This is a genomic window from Microbacterium sp. dk485, assembly GCF_004570445.1.
Classification (GTDB): domain Bacteria; phylum Actinomycetota; class Actinomycetes; order Actinomycetales; family Microbacteriaceae; genus Microbacterium; species Microbacterium wangchenii.
This window is the reverse complement of the sequence record NZ_SPQW01000001.1, coordinates 483,903-505,546: the sequence shown is the minus strand read 5'-3', so window position 1 is coordinate 505,546 and position 21,644 is coordinate 483,903. Positions and strand designations below refer to the sequence as shown.

Here is a 21,644-nt window from a genome sequence, read left to right as displayed (position 1 = left end):
GTGCTCACGGTCGCCGTCCTCATCTCGGGATCGGGCTCCAACCTCCGCGCACTGCTGGATGCCGCCGCGGCGCCCGACTTCCCCGCGCGCGTGATCGTCGTGGGCGCCGACCGCGAGGCCGACGGGTTCGCCCACGCCGAGGCATACGACATCCCGACCTTCCTCGTGCCGTGGAGTGCGTTCGACTCGCGCGAGGCATGGGCCGAAGAGCTGGACGCTCAGCTGCGGGCCTGGCAGCCCGACCTGGTCGTCCTGAGCGGGTTCATGCGGCTCCTGCCGACGAGTTTCGTGGCGGCGTGGTCGCCCCGCATCCTCAACACCCACCCCGCCTACCTGCCCGAGTTCCCCGGCGCCCACGGCGTCCGCGACGCGCTGGCGGCCGGCGCGACGCGCACCGGCGCGAGCGTCATCGTCGTCGACCCCGGCGTGGACAGCGGGCCGATCGTCGCCCAGGAGCGGATCGACGTGCTCCCCGGCGACGACGAGCGCTCGCTGCACGAACGCATCAAGATCGTCGAGCGGCGCCTCCTGATCGACGTCGTCCGCGGGGTCGCCACGGGGGAGCTCGACCTCGCCGCGATCGCCGGTGCACCGCATCCCGCCCCTTCGGCCCCCGCTCCCTCGACCTCCGCGCCCTCAGACACCTCGGCCCCCGCTCCCTGATCGCCCTCGCCCAGAAGGAACACCTCCATGGCTGGACCCCGTCACGACCCGACGCTGTACCGTGAACGCGATGTCGTCCCTATCCGGCGCGCACTGGTGTCGGTCAGCGACAAGACCGATCTGCTGCGCCTCGCCGAAGCCCTCGTCGCTGCCGACGTGGAGATCGTGTCCACCGGATCGACCGCCGCCACGATCCGCGACGCCGGGCACCCCGTGACCGACGTGGCCTCGGTGACGGGTTTCCCCGAGTCGCTCGACGGGCGCGTGAAGACGCTGCACCCCGGCGTGCACGCGGGCCTGCTGGCCGACCTGCGGCTCTCCGACCACGAGCGCCAGCTCGACGAACTGCACATCGCGCCGTTCGAGCTCGTCGTGGTCAACCTCTACCCGTTCGTGGAGACCGTGGCATCCGGAGCCGCCGGCGACGACGTCGTCGAGCAGATCGACATCGGCGGACCGGCGATGGTCCGCGCCTCGGCGAAGAACTTCGCCAACGTCGCGATCGTCGTCTCGCCCGAGAGCTACCCGGCCATCATCGAGGCCATCGGCGGGGGCGGCACGACGCTGACCCAGCGCAAGGAGCTCGCCGCCCGCGCCTTCTCGCACACCGCGGCGTACGATGCCGCCGTCGCGGCCTGGTTCGCGGAGGGGACGCTCGTCGAAGACGGCCTGCCCGAGCACCTCACGATCAAGGCCGAGCGCCTCAGCACGCTGCGCTACGGCGAGAACTCGCACCAGCGCGCTGCGATCTACACGCGCGTGGGCGGGCACGGCATCGCCCAGGCCACGCAGCTGCAGGGCAAGGAGATGTCGTACAACAACTACGTCGACGCCGACGCCGCCCTGCGCGCCGCCTTCGACATGGTCAAGCCCGCCGTCGCGATCATCAAGCACGCCAACCCGTGCGGCATCGCCGTGTCGGCGCCCAACGCGCTGGATGAGATCGCCAGCGCCCACCTGCGCGCCCACGAGTGCGATCCGGTCTCCGCGTTCGGCGGGGTCATCGCCGCCAACCGCACCGTGACGCTGAAGATGGCCGAGAACCTCCGCGACATCTTCACCGAGGTCATCGTCGCGCCGGACTTCGAGCCGGAGGCGCTCGAGGTGTTCAAACTCAAGCAGAACCTGCGCGTCCTGCGTCTGCCCGTGGACTGGCAGCAGGAGCGGATGGATGTGCGCCTGGTGTCGGGCGGCCTGCTGCTGCAGGACGCCGACCGGTTCCCCGACGACATCGAGTCGGTCGCCGACGCGTGGCAGCTCGTCTCGGGCGAGCGCCCGGCCGCGGAGGAGATGACGAACTTCATCTTCGCGTGGAAGGCGTGCCGCGCCGTGAAGTCCAACGCGATCGTGCTGGCGAAGGGCTCCGCCACCGTGGGGATCGGCATGGGACAGGTCAACCGCGTCGACTCGTGCCGGCTCGCCGTCGAGCGCGCCGGGAACCGCGTCGCCGGTTCGGTCGCCGCATCCGACGCCTTCTTCCCGTTCTCCGACGGACCCCAGGTGCTCATCGACGCGGGCGTTTCCGCGATCGTGCAGCCGGGGGGATCCGTGCGGGACGATGAGGTCATCGATGCGGCCCGCGCCGCGGGCATCACGATGTTCTTCACGGGCGAGCGTCACTTCTTCCACTGATCCATCCACGTAAACGAAAGGCGGTTCCCATGTCGGATGTCCTCGCAGAGCGGTGTGCTGCGCTCGCCCAGCCGGTTGTCGACCTCATGGCGGCGGCGATCGAGTGCCAGACGGGTAACCCGGAGACCTTCGACCGGGTGATCGCGCTGGCCGGTCAGGTGCGCACCGTCGCCGAGCAGGGGGCCGACGGCATTTCGCAGCCGGATTACTCCGCGTGGGCCACCGGCGCGCCCGCCGTGCTCACCGCGATGGAGCGGGCCGCCGAGCGCCGCGACGCGAAGGGCGTCTGGACCGCGTTCGCCGACCCGCAGGTGGGTCTGCACCGCGTCGGCACCGCGTGCCAGGGCTACCCCCGCTGGTAGCCCGGCCGCTGTAGCCGCTCCGGCCGCGGCGTGCTGTCGGCGTGCTGTCGGCGTGCTGATGCTGCCGCCCGAACTCCGCAAGACCGCGCCCGGGAACCGGTTGCTACGCGCGGTTGCGCCGGATTTCCGGCCGGATTTGAGGAGTTCGGGTCGAGCGGGAGGCGGCTGGGTCGACGGGGACCACACGCAGCGGGCGCCTCCACCTCGAGCCACGACGGATCAGCCGGCGCGGCGTGCGGCCCTCGGGTTCGCCGGGGCCGCCGCCCGAACTCCGCAAGACCGCGCCCGGGAACCGGTTGCTACGCGCGGTTGCGCCGGATTTCCCGCCGGATTTGAGGAGTTCGGGCAGGCGAAGTGCGAAGGGAAGCAGCGCCGGCGCGGGCGGGTTCGCAGGGCACGGGGAGGGCTCGGCGGACGCGGGCGACGTGCGGGCGACGTGCGGGCGAGCCGGGTCAGCAGGGGCCGGGGGGCGTCACGTCGGGCTCGGCGCCCCAGTTCGTGAACGTCACGTCGACCGCCCCGACCTCATCGGCACGCACCAGGCGCGACGGCAGGGCCGGGCCCGAGGTCGCCACGGTGAGCACGCCGGCCGCACCGTCCTCGCCCAGCAGCAGGTCCACGGAGCCGTCGGCGGGCGCGGTCAGGCCCGACGCATCCGACGTCAGCTCCGTGACCAGGTCGACCGGCTGCACGAGCGGCATCCACCGCTGCACGGCCGGGTCCTCCGGCGACACGCACGACCACTGCCCCGCGGGCAGGGCGAGCTGCCCCGCGACGGCGGGGGAGGGGCGGACCCACGCATCGCCCTCGTCCACGACGATCGAGGTCGCGGCGCCGTCGACGGTGACTTCGGCGGTCCACCTCTGCTCGTCGCCGATGCGGCTCACCTGAAGCTGGCGGCCGGATGCGGCGTCCCGGTAGCTGCCCGCGAGCTCCACCGCGCCGGCGGCCCGCATCGCGCGGATCACGCTGTCCCGCGCCCCCGGCGGCGGCAGCAGCGCCACGCCGTTGCCGTGGTCGGCGGGATCGTAGGTGGAGAGGTCGGCCGTGGTCGGTGTGGGCACCGGCTCGGCGGGCGCCCCGGCGCATCCCGCCAGCAGCGCGACGGTCGCCGCGAGCACGGCCAGGGCGCGGATGCGGCGGTCAGTCATCCGCCACGCAGGCCGACGCGCCGCCCTGATCGGCCACCGTGGCCGCGTCCAGAGCCACCTCGGCGGTCTCGTTGCCCTCGGCGGGGCGCACGACCACGCACGAGCGGTCGTCGATGAAGCCCATGCCCGTCGGGATCCACGCCTCGGTGCCGGTGACCAGCTGCGACACGTCGAGTTCGTCGCCGCCCGGTCCGCCGACGACGATCACCTGGTAGGCCACGTCGGGGCCCGACCACGACACGTGCACGTTGTCGTCGCCGGCGTCGAGGGTGAGGCCGGTCGCGGCAGGGCGCGGGTTCAGCAGGCCCAGCACGAGGAAGACGGCCAGGGCGATGAGGGCGAGCAGCGTCGTGATGGCCGAGACCAGGAACGCCGGATGCTTCCACATGGGCCGCGGCGTGATCTGGGCCTCTTCCAGCTCGGGCAGCACATCCGCGGCGGTTTCGAGGGGGCGGATCTCTCCCGCCGTCGCCGACAGGCTCGATCGGCCGGCGTCCCAGCCGATGCGGGCGGGAGCGGCGTCGGCCGGTGGCTGCTCGAACCGCGTGGGTGCGAACACCGGCGCGCTGGTGATCGGCGCCGCCGAACGGCGGGGGGCGGCCACGGTGGCGGCGGGGATGCCCTGGGCGGGTCGCCACTCGGTGTGGCCGGCTTCACGGTCGGCGGGGTCGGCCAGTGCCGCTCCCGAGCGCGCCGCACCGGGGCCGTCGGCCGCGTCGCGTTGCGCTCGGCGCGTCGGGATGCTCTCGCTCATACCACGCTCCGGAACCCCGGTTCGGAGCCGGGCACCCGCTTATCATAGTCAGAATCCTCACTTCCTTTGGAGGCGCTATGCCCCGCTCGCCCCTGCGCATCGTCAGCGCGGCCGCGGCGTTCCTGGTGTGCATGGGCCTCGGGGCGACCTCCGTCGCCGCGGCGGCGCCCGAGGATCCCGCCGCCGACAGCGGGGTGATCGAGATCCCCTATGGTGAGCCTGTCGACGTGCGCCCCAGTGCCGGCTGGACCGTCGACTGCGCGGGCGTCGGCACGCTCGACGACGTCGATGTGGCGTGCACCGACGAGGGTGTCACCCTCTCGGCCCCCTATGACCCCGACCACCCCGAGCAGGTGCTCGTGGTGCCGCTCCGGGCCGGCGACGCCGCTGCGCAGGTGCGGTACCGCGTGCGGCTTGCTCCTCCGGCCGCACCGGAGATCGCGGCATCCGCCATCGACGTGCCGCTCCCCGTCGGGCGGCAGAGTCTCATCCCGCTGACCCTGCTCGAGCTCACGTGCGTGCTGTGCGCCGACGCGCGCGTGGAGATCGGCGAGGTCCTGCCGGCCACCGCGCTGGTCGGGGTGGGGCCGGCGCACCTGGCCGTACGGCCGGGCGAGCCCGGTCCGATCTCGGTGAAGCTGACCGTCACCGACGACGCCGGCCAGTCCGTCGACGCCGAGCTGACCCTCTCCGCCGTCGCCGCCACCGACGGCGGTCCGGTCGCCGTGCACGCGAACGGACCCGAGCTCCGCCCCCTCGCGGAGCTCGTCGCCGGGGACGACATCACGGTGTCGTGCCTCGCTCTCAGCCCGCGCCTGTCGTGCGGCGCCGACGGCGAGCTCACCCTCACGGAGGAGTCGGATGCTGCCGTGCAGGCGGCGTTTCGCGTGATCGACGCCGACGGCCGCCAGGCGCTCGGGAGCATCACGGTCGGCCCCGATCTGCCCGCCGCACCCGTGGCGCCGCTGTGGACCGACGCCGCCGATCTCGGCATCGTCGTGCCGGCGCCGCCGGAAGAAGAATCCACCGCACCCTCGCTTCTCACCCCGCTCGCCCGCATCCTGCAGGAGGTACCGGCGTCATGACGCTCCGGCTCACGATCGATCGTCCCACCGACGCCGCCCGCCGCCCGGAGTCGTGGGTGGTGAAGGTGGATGCGGCCACCACCGTGTCGGAGCTGGCGGAGTCGCTGAAGGTCGATCCGGATCTCCTGGCACCCGGCGCCGACACGGCCGAGAGCTTCGCCGAGTCCGGCGTGCACAGCGGTGTGCGCGTCCCCGCGGCCTCACCCGTCGTGATCTCTCCCGGACGCCTGCGGCTGGAGTTCGTCGCCGGTCCCTTCGCCGGCGAGGTGGTGCCACTCGAACCCGGCCAGGAGGTGTCGATCGGGCGCGGCAACGACGCGCATATCTGCGTCGCCGACCCGCACCTGGAGGGCCGTCATGCGATCCTCACGGCGGTGGGCGGCATGTCGCCGGACGGCTCGTTCGCGCCGCTGACGGCGACCGTGTCGCTGGCCGATCCGCAGGGCCACCTCGTCGTCAACGGCGCCGAGACGGCCGCCGCCGTCCAGATCGTCCCCGCCGACCTGGTGCAGCTGGGCAGCAGCATCGTCCGCATCGGACTGGCCCCGGCGCCGGACGCCGACCTCACCGTGGACGAGGTCGGCACGCGCGCGTTCAACCGCCCGTCCCGCATCCGCCCGGCGCGTCAGGTCCCCGTCGTCGCCCTCCCCGGTGACAAGCCCGACGAGGCGGACGGATCGCCGTTGCCGTGGCTGTCGGCGCTCATCCCGATCGTGCTGGGCGTGACCCTGGCCGTGGTGTTCCAGCGCCCCATCATGCTCATGATGGCTGCCGCCTCGCCCATCATGGTCGTCGGGTCGTTCATCATGAACAAGCGCCTCGCCGAGCGCAAAGGCCAGCGCACCGAGGCCGAGTGGGTGCAGGACATCCACGACGCGCGGGCCCGGATCGCCGAACTCACCCGCGATCAGCGCCTGGACGCGTGGTACCGGCACCTGGATCCGGTCCTCATCCGCGACATCGCCACGCGCCCGCTGGCGCGGCTGTGGGAGCGGCGCCGCACCGACACCGACGCCCTCCGCGTCCGCGTCGGCGTCGCCGAGACGCCGTTGGAGGTGCGGTTCGAGGGTGGACCGCAGAAGGAGCGCACGCTGGAGCGCCGCGTGGGCGTCTCGCCGGCACCGGTGTCGGTCGACCTCGCCGCCGGCCCCGTCGGCGTGAGCGGCCCCGCCGACGTCACCGCGGGCCTGGCGCGTGCGATGATCACCGACCTGGCCACGCTCCGCTCGCCCCGCGACCTGCAGTTCATCGTCCTGTGCGACCGCGAGCAGGAGTCCACGTGGTCGTGGGTGCAGTGGCTTCCGCACCTGAACGCCGGCGCCGGGCCGGTCGCCCTCATCGGCAACACCGACCACACCCGCCGCGAGCGCCTGCGCGAGCTGGGCGCCGTCCTGGACGCCCGGATGCGGGTCGCCGGCGAACGCCGCGGCGCCTCAGCGGACGCGCAGATCGTGCTCGTCATCGACGGCGCGCGGCGCTACCGCATGCTCCCGGGCATGGTGACGATCCTGGAGAAGGGCGCCCTGTTCGGCATCCACGTGCTCGCGATCGACAGCGACCGCTCGCGCCTGCCCGAGGAAGCCGCATCCGTCGTGACCGTCGACGGGGTCGATCCGCTCCTGGGCCGCGTCGAGTCGGCGGAGGAGTACTACGCGCCGGTGCTGCTGGATCAGGTGAGCCTCGCGTACGCCGAAGACGTCGCGCGGGCGCTGTGCCCCATCGAGCACGTGCGCGGCGTCGGCGATGACGCCACGCTTCCCTCCAGCGTCCGGTACAGCGAGCTCATGGGCATCGACCTGGACGATGCGCGGCCGATCGCCGAGCAGTGGCAGCTGGTGCCGCGCCAGTCGTACGTCGTGGTGGGTGCCGGCACCGAGGGGGAGTTCGCGATCGACATCGCCTCCGACGGCCCGCACGCGCTCGTGGCCGGGACGACCGGTTCGGGCAAGTCGGAGTTCCTGCAGACGCTCGTGATCTCCCTCGCGCTGGCCAACCGCCCGGACGCGCTGAACTTCGTGCTCATCGACTACAAGGGCGGCTCCGCCTTCGCCGATTGCAGCCGCCTGCCGCACACCGTCGGCATGGTGACCAACCTCGACGCCCGCGAGACCGAGCGGGCCCTGGCCTCCCTCGACGCGGAGCTGAAGCGTCGCGAGCGCGTCCTGCGCGACGACATCGGCGCGAAGGACGTCGACGCCGCGTGGGAGAAGGACCCGGATGCCGCGGCACGGCTGGGCCTTGCGCGCCTCATGATCGTCGTCGACGAGTTCGCCGAGCTCAAGACCGAGCTGCCCGACTTCATCAACGGCCTCGTGCGCATCGCGCGCGTGGGTCGCTCGCTCGGGGTCAACCTCGTGCTCGCGACGCAGCGACCCTCCGGCGTCATCACTCCGGAGATGCAGTCCAACATCAACCTGCGCGTCGCGCTGCGCGTGACCGACCGCGCCGACTCCGGCGACGTCATCGGAACCCCCGATGCCGCGCTCATCCCCGCCGGCTCGCCCGGTCGCGGGTACGTGCGCGCGGGACTGGATGCGGCGCCCATCCCGTTCCAGACCGCGCGGGTGGCCGCCCTCCGCCTCGGGCACCAGCGCACCGCGCGGGTGCTTCCTCCCGCCGCACGCGTGGAGTGGCAGACGCTCGGCCTCCCGCCGCGCTACCCCTCCGCGACCGAGCAGGCCACGCACCGCCCCGACCAGGACGACACGGATCTGCGTGCCCTCGTCCAGCTGGCCGGGAAGGCCGCGCAGCTGCTGGGCGTGCCCAAGAGCCCGTCGCCGTGGCTCATGCCGCTGCCCGACGTGCTGCCGCTGGACCGCTTCGACGACGGCGCCGTGCCCGAGGGTGCCGTGATCCTGGGCCTGGAGGACGTCCCCAGCGAGCAGACCCAGCGGCCGCTCGCGTGGAGCATCCTCGACGACTCGCACCTGCTGCTGTTCGGCGGCAGCCGCTCGGGCCGCACGACGGCGCTGCGCACGCTGCTGTCGCAGGCCGTGCTGCGCTTCACCCCCGCCGACCTGCACCTGTACGTCGTCGACTGGGGCAACGGTGCGCTCCTTCCCCTGACCGGGGCGCCGCACACGGGCGCCGTGATCACCCCGCAGGACGCCGAGCGGCTGCCGCGCCTGCTCGGACGCCTCGCCGGCGAGCTGTCCCGCCGCCAGGGCGTGCTCGCCCAGGCGGCCGTCGGCAGCATCGCCGAGCAGCGCCGCACCGCCGATCCGCGTGAGGCGCTCGCCTACGCGATCGTCGTGATCGACGGCTGGGAGCGGCTGTCGGCCTCCCTCAGCCCCGACGAGATGGTCAGCGTGCGCGACCAGATGCTGCGCCTGCTGCGCGAGGGTCCGGCTGTCGGCATCCGCGTGGTCGTGACGGCTGACCGCAGCATCCCGTCCGACCGCATCGCGAGCTTCATCGACACGCAGTATGCACTCCCCATGCGCGACGTGAACGACTACCGCGGCGCCGGCATCATGGTGCGCGAGATCCCGGCCGACATGCCGGCCGGCCGCGTCCTGTTCGGCGCCGACGGAGCCGAGGGCCAGATCGCCGTGGTGTCGGCCGACACGTCCGGCGAGGCTCAGGCGGCGAACCTGCGCGGCACCGTCGAGCACGCCGCCGCGCACTTCGCCCGGTTCCCGCAGCTGGCCGAGCTGCCCTCCGCCCTGAGGGTGGACCCGCTGCCCTCGCACATCGGACTGTCGGATGCTGCGTTGCTGCCGCTGGCCGAGCCGGATGCGGCGGAGACCCCCGTGGTCGGCGTGGGCGGCGACACGCTGTCGCGCTTCACGATCGACTGGCCGGAAGTCGGCGGCTTCATCGTCGTCGGCGACCGCCGCAGCGGCAAGACCGACGCGCTCGCGCTCATCGCCCACCAGCTCGGATGGGCGGGCACGCCGATGGCGGTCGTCGCCGCCGCCGGATCCGTGCTGGCGGAGGTCGCCGCGGCCCACGACGTCCCCGTGCTGACCTCGGCGGCCACCGCCGAGCAGATCGAGGAGGCTCTCGCGGGGGAGGGCCTGGTCACCGTGATCGTCGACGACGCCGAAGCGATCCGCGACTCGGTGCTCGAGCGTGCGCTGGTGGCTGCCCGCACGCGCCTGCGCTTCATCATCTCGCTCGGCGCCGACTCCGCCGGCACCGCGATCAGCGGTGTGGTCACCGACGCCAAGCGCGGGCGCACGGGCCTCGTGCTCTCGCCCACGTCGACGATCCTGGGCACCCAGCTGTTCAGCACGCAGATCCCTCGGCCCTTCGTCGGCCGCGGGGCGCCGGGGTCGGGCGTGCTGTTCGCGACGGGTGGCTACAGCGCGGTGCAGGTGCCCGATCTGCGCGCCTGACCCGGTCGCGACCCGTGGCCGCAACCGGCTTCCCGCGCGCGTAAGCTGGGGGGGTTGTGTGCGGACGGGGGTCCGCACCATTCCGATGCGAGGATGCGCTTCATGAGCACGCAGTGCCGGTTCTGTGGTGCGGCCGTCCGGCCGAACACGATGTTCTGCCCGTCGTGCGGTCAGATCGTGGTGGCGGATGCGCCCGCGGCGACCGCCAGCGTCCTCCCGCCGCCCTTCCGCACGACCGGTGGCGGCACGCGCGAACCGCAGACCGTCGCCGCACCCGTCGCGCCGCCCGAGCCCGTGGCGCCCGTCCCGCTGCCCGACCTCGCCCCGCCCGTGGCCCGGCCGGCCGCCGTGGCCCCGCCGGCGCCCGTGGCTCCGGCCGCGCTGGCGCTGCGCATGCCGCAGGGCGCCGAAGTCGCCATCGACCAGGTGCTGGTCCTCGGACGCAACCCCGCCGGACGCGCGGCCGATCACGGCGGCGCGCCGATCGAGGTGGCCGACCCCACGCGCTCGGTGTCGCGCGTGCATCTGATCGTGCGTCCCTCCGGCCCTGGTGAGGCCTCGGCCGAAGACGCCGGCTCGGGCAACGGCACCCTCCTCGAGCGCGGCGGTGCGCGGCATCCGCTGCGCCCTCGCGACCCCATCGCCATCCACGCCGGCGACCGCCTCATCCTCGGCGACGTCGTGGTCGAAGTGGGGACGGCGCGATAGATTCGTCGCCATGACGGAGAGCGCGCCCGCCGAGAGACTGACCGAAGCGGTCGCGTTCGACGCCGACCGCGGCCAGCTGCGCGCTGCGCTGCGCCGCAACACCGTCTACGTCGCGGTGTACCTTGCGCTGGTCGCGCTCGTGGGAGCCGGCATCGTCGCCCTCGCGATGAGCGGCATCGGACGGCTCGCGACCTACTTCCTCCTGAGCATCTTCCTCCTCGTCCTGCTGGCCAGCGTCGTGCTGGGCCTGCGCCTCCGCCGTCGGCTGCAGACCTTCCTGCGCGCGGGTGATCCGCTGCTGCTGCTCTCCCCGCACGCGCTCGTCTTCGCCGGCATCCCGCCGATCCCGTGGGCGGACGTGCTGGGCGTCGTCTACTGCGACGAGCGGGCGAACCTGTCATCCGGCGGGGGGATCGGGCGCTGGATGAAGCGCCTCACCTACCGCGCGGGCGGTTCCCAGGTCACGCTCGTCGTGGGCGTCGCCCGGCCGAAGCGGTTCCGTGAAGGGGCCGCCGGCGGGCTCACGCGGTATCTCAGCTCGTCGTTCGATCTCGGCGGCTTCACGCTGCCCGTGGACACGGCCCTCAGCGACGTCCAACTGAGAGCGCTCGCGGGGTCGTTCCGCGCGCTGGCGGAGGGGGCAATCGTCCGTTACCTGGAGACCGATGACGCCCGTCGCGTCGGCCGCGCGGCCGCCTCCATGGCCACTGGCCGGCCCATGCGGCGGGACGCGTGACATGAGTTTCCTTTCATACTTGACACCCGCAGCGCAATAGCTATATTCGGACCGCCGTATATGTGTTAGAACTATGCGGAACCTATGACCCGGGCGGCTGATCGCCCTGAACCACGGAGGATCACATGGCGGACATCAAAGTCACCTCGGAGTCGCTCTCGGGCGTCGCGAACCAGCTCTCTTCGGGAGCCGCTTCGATCGAGTCGCAGCTGAGCAACCTGAAGTCGCTCGTGCAGGGACTCATCGCGGGCGACTGGGGCGGCGCAGCCTCGCAGTCGTTCAACGAGCTGTACGAGCAGTGGGATGCAGCGGGCCTGCAGTTGAAGGAATCCCTCACCGGGATCAGCGACCAGCTCTCGAAGGCCGCGCTGGCCTACGAGGAGTCGGAGAACAACATCAGCAACAGCTTCCGCGCCTGAGCATGATCGTCGGGGGCGCCGGCTGACGGCGCCCCCTGTCGTGGGTGGGCGGCGGAAGAGCTTAGGGAGCAGGAGCAGCAGATGGGGCAATTCTCGGTATCGACACCGGCCCTGGGGTATTCGGCCTCGGCGATGGTCGGAGCCGTCGCCCAGTTCGACGGGCACGTGTCTCAGATCTCCGGCGTGGTGACATCCATCGTGGGTGCATCGTGGAGCGGCGACGCCGCGGAGAAGTTCGCGGAGAGCTGGGCGGAGTGGCAGACCAACGCCGGTCTGGTCCGCGACGCCCTCACCGACATCGCCGCCCGTGTGCAGGGCGCGGAGACGGGCTACACCATGACGGAGATGCAGGTCACCGCCGCATCCCGTTCATCCACCGTCGGCACACGCCGGCAGGGTGGGGGAACCGCGTGAGCCTGCACACCTTCGACCTCGCGCAGCTGCGCGAGCTGGAGACGGCGCTCGACAACCTCATCACCTACTGCACCGACCTCGAGACGCACGCCGCCGGCGCCACCGCCGCAGCCAACGCCCAGTGGGCGGGCGTGGCCAGCGTGGAGTTCCTCGGGCTCGTCGGCACGTGGCAGCTCGGCGCGGCGGCGATCAAGACGCACGCCGAAGACCTGAAGAAGTGGGTCGGTGAGGCCGCATCGGTCTACGAGGCCGCCCAGAACAACAATCGCACGATGTGGGCCAGCGCATGACGACGAGACGAATCGACCCGACCCTGTACGTGCAGGCTGCCGACGCCTTCGACGCGGTGGCCGAGTCCGCCGACACGGTCGGCAGCACCGCCCGCTCCTCCGCGAATGGCTTTGCGAGCATGGCCGGCTCCGACCCCGGCGGCGAGCAGTTCGCGGGCGCCTACGACGATGTCGCGGGCGCCGCGCTGCAGAACATCTTCGACATCGGCGTGCGCGCCAACAGCCTGGACCGCCTCTTCATGGCCAGCGGGGGCAACGCCGCGTCGGCGGAGGCGGTCGCATCCGGGCAGCCCTTCGACGCCGGAAGCTTCACGCTCCGGCCGCCGCGCAGCCCGCAGAGCGTCGCACCGCCCCCCTCCGCCTTCGGCGGCAGCACCAACGAGCCCACGGGCTGGGATCTGGTGATGGACGTCGTCGGGATGATGTGGCCCAATGCCGACACCGACAAGCTCGACGACGCCGCACGGGCGTGGAAGGACATCGCCCGCGACGTCCGCCGCCTGGCGACGGACGTGCGTCAGGGCGACAACCCCGTGGCCTCCCTGGACAGCGTCGAACTCGTCAAGGCCCGCACTGAGGTGAGCGACTTCGCGACCGACATCGGTGACGTGGCCGACCTCATCGAGGACCTCGGGACCCAGTGCAGCGACTACGCCGATGACGTGCGTGAAGCGCACAAGGAAGTCATCGAGATGCTCGTGCAGCTCGCGATCGAGATCGCCGCGACGGTGGCCATCAGCGCCGCGCTGAGTGCGTTCACCTTCGGCGCCAGCGCCGCTGCCGGCGCTGCAGCCATGACCGCGCGCATCGCCGTGATCGGCGGTCGCATCCTCACGATCCTCACCCGCGTGGGGGGTACGGCTGCCCGCGTGGCCGTGCGCATCCGCGCCATCCGAGCCAGCCTCATCCCCTTCGCGCTGCGCCACAAGCGCCAGGTCCAGGCCGCCATCGATCTCGCCGCCGGGACGGCGGCTGCGCTGACCGCGGAGGTGGTCGTCAAGCGCGGCGACGCGAACCTCCTCGCGGTTCTCGGCTCCAGCCTCGTCGGCGGCGCGGTATCGGACGTCATCGCCAGGCCGTTCGGTCGGTACGGCGAGAATGTCGTCGTCAGGGCTCTTGCCGGCGGCGGCGGGGGAGCGGCGGGTGCCGCGACCGACGGTCTCATCAGTGACGGCAGCGTGGACCCCCGCTCTGTCGTGATCGGTGGTCTGGGCGGCGTGGTGACCTCCGGCGGAGGATCGCGCAGCGGCTCCGGCCGCGGCTCGTCGTCGGCTGCCGACCCGGGTCGGGGCAACATCGACGTCAACGAGAACGTGCCGGTCGTCACCGGCGGCAACAACGCCAACAGCGGCGGCCCCGACGGCGGTGGCCGCCCCGGTACGACGGACTATGAGGGTCCGAACGTCTCCGGCGGCAACGAGGTCAGCGGCGGCGGTGGCGACGGCGGTCCCGCCGGCACGACCGACTACGAGGGCCCTAACGTCACGGGCGGCAACGAGGTCAGTGGCGGCGGTGGCGACGGCGGCGGCGGTCCGCGCGTGCCCGAAGGCGAAGCACCCACACCGACCGGCGGCGAGGGTATCCCCTCACCGGGCGGGAACGGTGGGGGCGGCCCGCGTGGCGGCAACGACCCGGTCGATGTCCCGACCCCGCCGGTCAACACCGGCGGTGGCGGCGGGAACGGCCTGCCTCCGGGCTCCGGCTCGGGTAACGGCTCCCAGAACCCGGGCGGGTACGACCCCGAGACGCCGATCTTCCACGACGTCGAGAACGACCTCGGGATGGATGTCGACGGCGACGGATTCCCGGCTTCATCCGGCGGAGCCGGCAACTCTGCTCCGGCCTCGAGCGATCCCGACGCGCCGACTGCCGGCAGCGGACGCCCGGGCGATGGCGACGGCGGGCGCCCTGGTGATGCCGACGGCGGACGCCCTGGTGATGCCGATGGCGGACGCCCCGGTGATGCCGATGGCGGACGCCCGGGTGATGCCGATGGCGGACGCCCGGGTGATGCCGATGGTGGCCGTCCGGGTGATGCCGACGGCGGTGCCGATCCGGCTCCGCACACGCCGGATGCCGATGGCGTGCCCGTGACGGGAGATGCGCCGGACGCGGGCGGCTCCCCGGCCACGCCGGGTGACCCGTCGGGCAACCCGACCGACGCCGGCGATGCGCCGGCAGGAGGCGCAGATCCGGCGGACGCACCGGACTCCGCGCCGCTCACCCCTGAGGAGTTCGCGAAGCTCACGCCGCAGGAGCAGTATGACGCGGCGATGAACGAGATCTCGGGTGGACGGACGTTCGCTGACGATGCTGCGGCAACCCAGTTCGGTCAGGAGCACTGGGCCGGGATCAAGGATGACCTGACGGACACGCAGCGGGATGCGGTGCTGGACTACACCCGTGAGGCGCCCGGTACCAGCGGGGTGACCTATCGGGAGATCAACGGAGCGCTGCGAGCCGGGGATCCCTACCCCGCTCATCTCCAGCCTCACATCCAGAACATCGACGCTGCCATGAACTCCCGGCCGCTTCCCTCTGAAGTAGTCGTCACGCGCGCCATGAACGTGGACCACTGGCCGGTGACGCCCCAAAGCGCGCCAGGGACCAAGTTCGACGAATCGTCCTACCTGTCCACCTCCCTGGGCGGTGTCGCGGACTCGTTCAAGGGCAAGGATGTCGTCCTGCACCTTTCTGTGCCGGAGAAGACCCCGGCGATGTGGGTGGAGTCGGTGTCGGCGTTCGGTGGCTCCGAGCGAGAGTTGCTCTTGGGTAGGGGTCTATCGTGGACCGCGACCCGTTCCGTTCTGATCGACGGACAGTGGCATGTTTTCGGGAGGATCGGATGATCGCCAGCGTGTTCTCGGACGAGGACTTCTCAGGAAAGGTCTCAGGAGACCTGCCTACCTACCATGCCGGGCCGCGTGGACCGATTCGTGCCGTCGCCATCCGTCGGGAGGGGGTCGTCGAGGCATACCTGTTCCACGGCGTGGACGGCGACGAGAAGGATGCAGCCGGTCTGATCTCCCGTCGCGAGGGCGACTTCCAACCACAGGGATCCGGTTATTGGATCGAGGAGCTGCGTCGACGCCACGACGACGGAGTGCCCGCTGCCGAAGCCGTTGCTTCCCTCGCGGGGACCGCCGGCCCTGCATACGCTGGAGCAGCCGACACGTCCTTCGAGAGCTTCGAGAGCAAGGCCTCCGCACGGGAAGCGCTCGAACCGCGCAGGGATGATGCGCCTCGGCGGAACGAACCCGAAGCGAAACGGCCCGAGCGGACCGAGATCGACGCGGCTCTGCGAGCGGGGGGTGCATTGGCGCCCCGCATCGCAGAGAGCGTGCGCGCCCTGGATTCGGCTCTTCAGGTTCGTCCCACACCGGAGCCGGTGGTCGTGACGCTTGTCCGTTCTCGGGACTCGCTGCCCACCGACCTCACGATGGGAACGCGCATCCACGAACCGGCGTATCTCCTTTCGCTGCTCGCCGGCCAAGACGTCCTTCCTCCCGAGGCGGAGGTGGTCGTGAAACTCCACGTACCGGCCGGCGTGCCGGCCCTCTATCAGGATGCGTCGCTCCCGGGAGAGCCGGGTACGCTGCTGCTGGCGCGCGGGTTGGACTGGGAGGTCTTGCGGGTGATCGACATGCCGGGTCAGATCGTCGTGACCGGCCGGGTGTCGCCGCCTCAGTGAGGTAGATTGCCGCCCGGCCAGGCAGTGCAACGGGGAGACACGCAGACATGGCCGAGCACGAAGAGCGTAACGGCCAGACGGCCGATTCATGCGCCCAGCTCGCGCGGTGGTTGACGGACGAAGGTCTCGAACTGCTGCCGTCCAAAGACGCGCATCTCCTCCTGGACGATGGCGAATCGCGTGTGCGCATCGATCGGACAGGCGACGGATGGGTGCTGAGCAGGAGCCTGCGCGACGCGAAGCCGCTCAGGGAGGTGTCTTCACGCCGGTGGCAGGACGTTGAGCGCTACGTGGTGATGCTTTACCTGGGATCCGCGCGCGAATCGCGCGGGCTGAGTCGGCTGGCGCCACTGGTGGAGTTGGACGCAGAGGGCACTGCGGTGGTCAGGGAAGGGTGGAATCTACGGAGCGGCGACGAGGGCGGCGTTCTCCTCACGGGGCCTGACGGCGCACAGATATGGTTCTCCAGCGACATCGCGGCCGCGGCGTTCTCCCGCTATGCGGTGTACTCGGCCGACGAGCTTCGGGCACAGGGCTCCATCGCGGACGCCCCGCTGGCGCGTCGGCGCGAGCTCCGTTCCTCCACGCCTGGTCGTGACGAGGCCGAGGCGACATGATCCCACCGGAGTACTCACCTCTCCGAGTTCGATGCTCTGCGGTGGACGGGGCCGTGGATCGAGAGGAACGCGAGTGGCTGACGACACCCTGAGTGCAGCGGTTCTGACGTATGTCGGATACGACCGGGCCGCCGCGGTCCCTGGACGTTTCCCCTCCCGCATCGACGACCCGAAGCTACGGCAACACGTTCTGGACATCATCGCCGAAGCAGACGCAGACGCCGATCCGCGGACCGCGGAGAAGCTCTCGGCGTGGGGCGACGCGCTGGTGGCGGGTGTCCACGATCGACACCCGGAGTTGTCCGAGGAAGCTCTCGCAGCAGTGAAGGGGCTCCTGACCTTCGAGTATTGCTGAGCCGCGCCCGCGTCGGCTCGACGCGTCCGCGCCCAGGTTCGGGTGCGGTGTGCCGTCCCGGAGCATCGTCGGCTGCCCGAACTCCTCAAAACTCCGCCGAAACAGCCCGGTTCCGGCCGGGAGCGGCCGCCTCCGGCTCATCGTTGAGGAGTTCGGGAAGCGGGAGTAGCCAGCAGCTGAGATGCGCCGTTCGCAGCTCCTATCCCGTCTCCGCACGTCGGGTTGCAGGTCCCCACCCGGGTCCAGGTCCACGCCAGGGTCGAGGCTCGGGGTCAGGGCCTCGCCGGCTGCCCGAACTCCTCAAGACTGCGCTGAAACAGCCCGGTTCCGGCAGGAAGCGGCCGCCTCCGGCTCATCGTTGAGGAGTTCGGGAAGCGGAGGACCCGGGGAGCGGCGGGACCCGGGAAGCGGGGAACCCGGGAAGCGGCAGTGCGGGGGAGCGGCGGTGCAGGAAAGCGGCTCCCATCCTGATGCACGGTCCGCGGCGGGCGGTCAGTGCGACGCGCTGTCGCGGCCGTACGTCTCAAGGAACCGCAGCCACACCTCGCTGACCGTCGGGTACGACGGAACGGCGTGCCATAGCCGGTGCAGCGGGACCTCGCCGACGATCGCGATCGTCGCGGAGTGCAGCAGCTCCGCGACGCTCGGACCCACGAAGGTCACCCCGACGAGAACCCCCCGGTCCTCGTCCACGACGGCGCGGGCCTGGCCACGGTAGTCGTCCGACCACTCGCTCGCGCCCGCGACCCACGACAGGTCGTAGTCGATCACGCGCGTGCGGATGCCGGCCTTCTCGGCCCTCGCCGCGGTCAGACCCACCGAGGCGACCTCGGGATCGGTGAAGGTCACCTGCGGCACGGCCGCATGGTCCGCGGTGGCCACGTGCGCCCCCCACGGCGCATCCTGCACGGGTGCGCCGTTCGCGCGCGCGGCAATGACGTCGCCCGCCGCGCGGGCCTGGTACTTGCCCTGATGCGTCAGGAGCGCGCGGTGGTTCACGTCGCCGGCGGCGTACAGCCAGTCGGTACCGCGGACGAGGAGGGTGTCGTCGACGTCGAGCCACGAGCCCGGCTCCAGGCCCACCGTCTCCAGCCCCAGGTCGCCCGTGCGCGGCACGCGGCCGGTGGCGACGAGCACCTCCTCCGCCTCGAGCGTCGTGCCGTCCGACAGCTCCAGCCGTGCGGGGCTCTCGCCGTCGCGCCGTGCCGAGGAGATCGTGACGCCCGTGCGCACGTCCGCGCCGAGATCCCGCAGGGATGCCGCGACCAGCTCACCCGCGAACGGCTCCTCGTTCGTCAGCAGGCCCGATCGCGCGAGCACCGTCACACGCGTGCCGAAGCTCGCGTAGGCCGTCGCCATCTCCGTCGCGACGACGCCGCCGCCGAGGATCGCGAGCGACTCGGGCGCGGTCTGCGCGGCGGTCGCCTCGCGGCTGGTCCAGGGCTGGATGGCGCGGAGCCCGGGGATGTCGGGCAGGAGCGCGGCCGAGCCCGTGCACACTACGACGGCGTGACGGGCCACGAGGTCGGTGACCGCGCCGTCGTCGGCCGTGACGCGCACGCGTTTCTCACCCGCGAGCGCGCCATGGCCGCGCACGAGGTCGATGCCGGCCTTGTCGACCCAGGTCACCTGGGAGTCGTCGTTCCAGTCGTGCACCATGCGGTCGCGCCGGGCGAGCACCGCGGCGACGTCGAGGGTGCCGGTGATGGCCTGCTTCGCTCCATCCACCGCCTGGGCCGCCCGCAGGGCCGCGCCGCTGCGCAGCAGCGCCTTGGAGGGCATGCACGCCCAGTACGAGCATTCGCCGCCGACGAGCTCGGCCTCGACGAGCACGGCCGACAGCCCGCCCTGCACGGCACGGTCGGCGACGTTCTCGCCCACCGGTCCTGCCCCGACCACGATGACGTCGTACTCGCGCGCACTCATGCCCGACACGCTACTCGCGCCACGGCGGCGGGGGTCCCTACCCGTGGAATCCGCGATCCCGGGGTTTGTCAAGGCCTGTCGGCGCGTCTCTGAACCGGTTTAGATCAACTGCGTCGAGGGTCCGTCGCGCGGATCCGGGCCCGGTCACGAAGGAGTGCGGATGGGACACGGCCAGCGAGCCACGATCGCCGACGTCGCCCGGCGGGCGGGCGTGAGCAAAGGCCTGGTGTCCTTCGCGCTGAACAACCGCCCGGGTGTCGCACCCGAAACGCGCACGCGCATCCTCGCCGCCGCCGGCGAACTGGGCTGGTCTCCGAGCGTGCGCGGCCGCTCGCTCAGCGTCGGGCGGGCGTTCGCGTGCGGACTGGTGATCGGCCGCAGCCCCGACGTCATCGCCGCCGACCCCTTCTTCCCTGCCTTCATCGCCGGATTGGAAGACGCCTTCTCCGTCTCCGGTCAGGCGCTCGTCCTGGCCGTCGCCACACCCGGCCGCCACGAGGCCGAGACCTACCGGGGGCTCGCCGCCGATCGGCGCGTGGACGGGGTCATCCTCACCGACCTGCGCGTGGCGGATCCGCGCATCTCCCTAGTCGAGGGGCTCGGCCTGTCGGCCGTGACCCTCGGCCGGCCCGACGGAGCGAGCCCGTTCTCCTCGGTGTGCGTCGACGACGGTGTAGGCATCCGCCTGGCCGTGGAGCACCTCGCCGCGCTCGGCCATCGCGACATCGCGCACGTCGCCGGTCCCGCCGAACTCCTCCATGCCGCCCGGCGGCGCGCAGCCTTCGACGTCGCCGCCACCCGGCTCGGACTGCGTGCCTCCGTCGTGGAGACCGACTTCAGCGCCGCAGACGGCGCCAGGGCGACGGCGCACGTGCTCGACCGCCCGGAGCGACCCACGGCGGTCGTGTACTCCAACGACAGCATGGCCCTCGCCGGCATGGGCGTCGCCCAGCAGCGCGGGCTCTCGGTGCCGCGCGACCTGTCGATCACCGGCTTCGACGACACCGAGATGGGCCGGCACGTCCATCCCTCGCTCACGAGCGTGGCGACGGATGTGCGCGGCTGGGGCGCGATCGTCGCGCGCACGCTGCTCGTGGCGGTCGCCGGCGGCGCGGCCGAGCACCTCACGCTTCCCGACCCGCGCCTGGTCACCCGGGCCTCGACCTGCTCACCCTCGGACACCGCGACCTCGGCCGCACCTTTGGAAGGAGATTGACATGCGACGACGCATCCTGATCACCGCCGCGACGGCAACCGGCATCCTCGCTCTCACCGCCTGCGGCGGGGGCGGCGGTGGCGGGGGCGGCACGGAGGGCCGCGGCGAGATCACCATCTGGTACTCCAACAATGAGTCGGAGATCGCGTGGGGCGAGCAGATGGTGGAGGCCTGGAACAGCGAGAACCCCGACGAGCAGATCCGCGCGCAGGAGATCCCGGCCGGCTCCTCCAGCGAAGAGGTGATCGGCGCGGCGATCACGGCCGGAAACGCGCCGTGCCTGATCTTCAACACCTCGCCCGCCGCCGTGCCCGGCTTCCAGCGTCAGGGGGGCCTGGTGAACCTGTCGGAGTTCGAAGACGGTGACGACTACATCACCGAGCGCAGCGGTGAGGTCGCCGAGCAGTACCGCTCGGAGGACGGCGACTTCTACCAGATGCCGTGGAAATCCAACCCCGTCGTGATCTTCTACAACAAGGCGTTGTTCGAACAGGCGGGCCTCGATCCGGAGAATCCCGCCCTGTCCACCTACGACGAGTTTGTGCAGACCGCGCGCACTCTCAAGGAGTCCGGCGTCGCGGACTTCGCGATCAACCCCGCTCCCACGAGCGAGTTCTTCCAGTCGTGGTTCGACTTCTACCCGCTGTATGCCGCGCAGACCGGCGGCACGCAGCTCGTCGAGGAGGGCGAGGCGACCTTCGACGACGAGAACGGCACCGCCGTCGCGGAGTTCTGGCGCACCCTGTACGCCGAGCAGCTCGCCGGCAACGAGCAGTACCAGGGCGACGCGTTCGCCGACGGGTACGCCGCAATGGCGATCGTCGGGCCGTGGGCGATCAACGTGTACGGGGAGGATGTGGACTGGGGCGCCGTCCCCGTACCCACCCAGGACGGCACCGACCCCGCAGAGACGTGGACCTTCAGCGACGCGAAGAACGTGGGCATGTTCACCGCGTGCGAGAACCAGGCCACGGCGTGGGACGTGCTGAAGTTCGCCACCAGTGAGGAGCAGGACGGCATCTGGCTGGAGGAGACCGGGCAGATGCCGCTGCGCCAGGACCTCAGCGAGACCTACGCCGACTTCTTCGAGGCCAACCCCGCCTACGCGCTGTTCGGCGATCAGGCCGCCCGCACGGTGGAGGTGCCCAACGTGCCCAACTCCGTGGAGATCTGGCAGGCGTTCCGCGACGGGTACTCACGCGCGGTGATCTTCGGCGAGGACGACGTGCAGACCTTCCTCACCGATAGCGCCGAGCAGATCAACGAGCTGGCGGCGGGTAACTGA

General features: G+C 71.7%; 19 protein-coding genes. 16 read left to right on the top strand and 3 right to left on the bottom strand.

The features are described 5' to 3' along the window. From purN to E4V99_RS02345, 3 genes are read left to right on the top strand one after another with little or no spacing between them, the layout of a single operon-like run. Entirely contained in the window at nucleotides 1-663 is a 663-nt protein-coding gene (purN, locus tag E4V99_RS02355; RefSeq protein WP_135063826.1) for a phosphoribosylglycinamide formyltransferase, read from the top strand. Nucleotides 664-690: 27 nt separating this feature from the next. Continuing rightward, nucleotides 691-2,295, top strand: a complete 1,605-nt coding sequence (gene purH / locus E4V99_RS02350; RefSeq protein WP_135063829.1) for a bifunctional phosphoribosylaminoimidazolecarboxamide formyltransferase/IMP cyclohydrolase — start codon at nucleotides 691-693, stop codon at nucleotides 2,293-2,295. Between the two features lie 29 nt (nucleotides 2,296-2,324). Then, nucleotides 2,325-2,657 carry a hypothetical protein gene (locus E4V99_RS02345; protein ID WP_135063832.1) on the top strand — a complete coding sequence of 111 codons (333 nt, stop codon included), beginning with the start codon at nucleotides 2,325-2,327 and terminating at the stop codon, nucleotides 2,655-2,657. 452 nt (nucleotides 2,658-3,109) lie between these two features. Here E4V99_RS02345 and E4V99_RS02340 read toward each other — a convergent pair whose 3' ends face one another. After that, nucleotides 3,110-3,808, bottom strand: a complete 699-nt coding sequence (locus E4V99_RS02340) for a hypothetical protein (protein ID WP_135116325.1) — start codon at nucleotides 3,806-3,808, stop codon at nucleotides 3,110-3,112. Further along, on the bottom strand, nucleotides 3,801-4,562 hold the full coding sequence (locus E4V99_RS02335; RefSeq protein WP_135116324.1) for a hypothetical protein: 762 nt from the start codon (nucleotides 4,560-4,562) through the stop codon (nucleotides 3,801-3,803). Before E4V99_RS02335 ends, E4V99_RS02340 begins: the two co-directional genes overlap by 8 nt. Before the next feature lie 77 nt (nucleotides 4,563-4,639). Here E4V99_RS02335 and E4V99_RS02330 point away from each other — a divergent pair, with 77 nt between their 5' ends. The 11 genes from E4V99_RS02330 (at nucleotide 4,640) to E4V99_RS02280 (ending at nucleotide 17,217) form a co-directional block, all read left to right on the top strand. Further along, nucleotides 4,640-5,647, top strand: coding sequence for a hypothetical protein (locus E4V99_RS02330; RefSeq protein WP_135063841.1), 1,008 nt, complete (start codon nucleotides 4,640-4,642; stop codon nucleotides 5,645-5,647). After that, nucleotides 5,644-9,987, top strand: a complete 4,344-nt coding sequence (locus E4V99_RS02325; RefSeq protein WP_135116323.1) for an FtsK/SpoIIIE domain-containing protein — start codon at nucleotides 5,644-5,646, stop codon at nucleotides 9,985-9,987. The genes E4V99_RS02330 and E4V99_RS02325 overlap by 4 nt, the downstream gene beginning before the upstream one ends. A gap of 102 nt (nucleotides 9,988-10,089) precedes the next feature. After that, the gene (locus tag E4V99_RS02320; RefSeq protein ID WP_135063847.1) at nucleotides 10,090-10,695 is read left to right on the top strand and encodes an FHA domain-containing protein; all 606 of its coding nucleotides are present in this window, start codon (nucleotides 10,090-10,092) and stop codon (nucleotides 10,693-10,695) included. Between the two features lie 10 nt (nucleotides 10,696-10,705). Beyond that, a complete protein-coding gene (locus E4V99_RS02315) occupies nucleotides 10,706-11,431 on the top strand; it encodes a hypothetical protein (protein ID WP_135063850.1) in 726 nt (241 codons plus the stop codon). Nucleotides 11,432-11,556: 125 nt separating this feature from the next. Further along, nucleotides 11,557-11,850: a WXG100 family type VII secretion target gene (locus E4V99_RS02310; protein ID WP_135063853.1), complete on the top strand. Its 294-nt coding sequence runs from the start codon at nucleotides 11,557-11,559 to the stop codon at nucleotides 11,848-11,850. A gap of 81 nt (nucleotides 11,851-11,931) precedes the next feature. After that, nucleotides 11,932-12,264: a WXG100 family type VII secretion target gene (locus tag E4V99_RS02305; protein ID WP_135063856.1), complete on the top strand. Its 333-nt coding sequence runs from the start codon at nucleotides 11,932-11,934 to the stop codon at nucleotides 12,262-12,264. Continuing rightward, nucleotides 12,261-12,554, top strand: coding sequence for a hypothetical protein (locus E4V99_RS02300; RefSeq protein WP_135063859.1), 294 nt, complete (start codon nucleotides 12,261-12,263; stop codon nucleotides 12,552-12,554). Before E4V99_RS02305 ends, E4V99_RS02300 begins: the two co-directional genes overlap by 4 nt. After that, a complete protein-coding gene (locus E4V99_RS02295) occupies nucleotides 12,551-15,403 on the top strand; it encodes an ADP-ribosyltransferase (protein ID WP_135116322.1) in 2,853 nt (950 codons plus the stop codon). The genes E4V99_RS02300 and E4V99_RS02295 overlap by 4 nt, the downstream gene beginning before the upstream one ends. Then, nucleotides 15,340-16,245 carry a hypothetical protein gene (locus E4V99_RS02290; RefSeq protein ID WP_135116321.1) on the top strand — a complete coding sequence of 302 codons (906 nt, stop codon included), beginning with the start codon at nucleotides 15,340-15,342 and terminating at the stop codon, nucleotides 16,243-16,245. The genes E4V99_RS02295 and E4V99_RS02290 overlap by 64 nt, the downstream gene beginning before the upstream one ends. Before the next feature lie 47 nt (nucleotides 16,246-16,292). Further along, nucleotides 16,293-16,862 (top strand): hypothetical protein, encoded by a 570-nt coding sequence (locus E4V99_RS02285; protein WP_135063868.1) that lies wholly within the window; start codon nucleotides 16,293-16,295, stop codon nucleotides 16,860-16,862. Between the two features lie 73 nt (nucleotides 16,863-16,935). Further along, nucleotides 16,936-17,217, top strand: a complete 282-nt coding sequence (locus E4V99_RS02280) for a hypothetical protein (RefSeq protein ID WP_135116320.1) — start codon at nucleotides 16,936-16,938, stop codon at nucleotides 17,215-17,217. Between the two features lie 492 nt (nucleotides 17,218-17,709). On the opposite strand, the gene E4V99_RS02275 is transcribed toward E4V99_RS02280, so the two are convergent. Beyond that, the gene (locus tag E4V99_RS02275; RefSeq protein ID WP_135116319.1) at nucleotides 17,710-19,143 is read right to left on the bottom strand and encodes an NAD(P)/FAD-dependent oxidoreductase; all 1,434 of its coding nucleotides are present in this window, start codon (nucleotides 19,141-19,143) and stop codon (nucleotides 17,710-17,712) included. A gap of 160 nt (nucleotides 19,144-19,303) precedes the next feature. On the opposite strand from E4V99_RS02275, the gene E4V99_RS02270 reads away from it, so the two are divergent. Continuing rightward, entirely contained in the window at nucleotides 19,304-20,359 is a 1,056-nt protein-coding gene (locus E4V99_RS02270) for a LacI family DNA-binding transcriptional regulator (RefSeq protein WP_135063876.1), read from the top strand. 1 nt (nucleotide 20,360) lies between these two features. Further along, nucleotides 20,361-21,644 (top strand): extracellular solute-binding protein, encoded by a 1,284-nt coding sequence (locus E4V99_RS02265; protein ID WP_135116318.1) that lies wholly within the window; start codon nucleotides 20,361-20,363, stop codon nucleotides 21,642-21,644.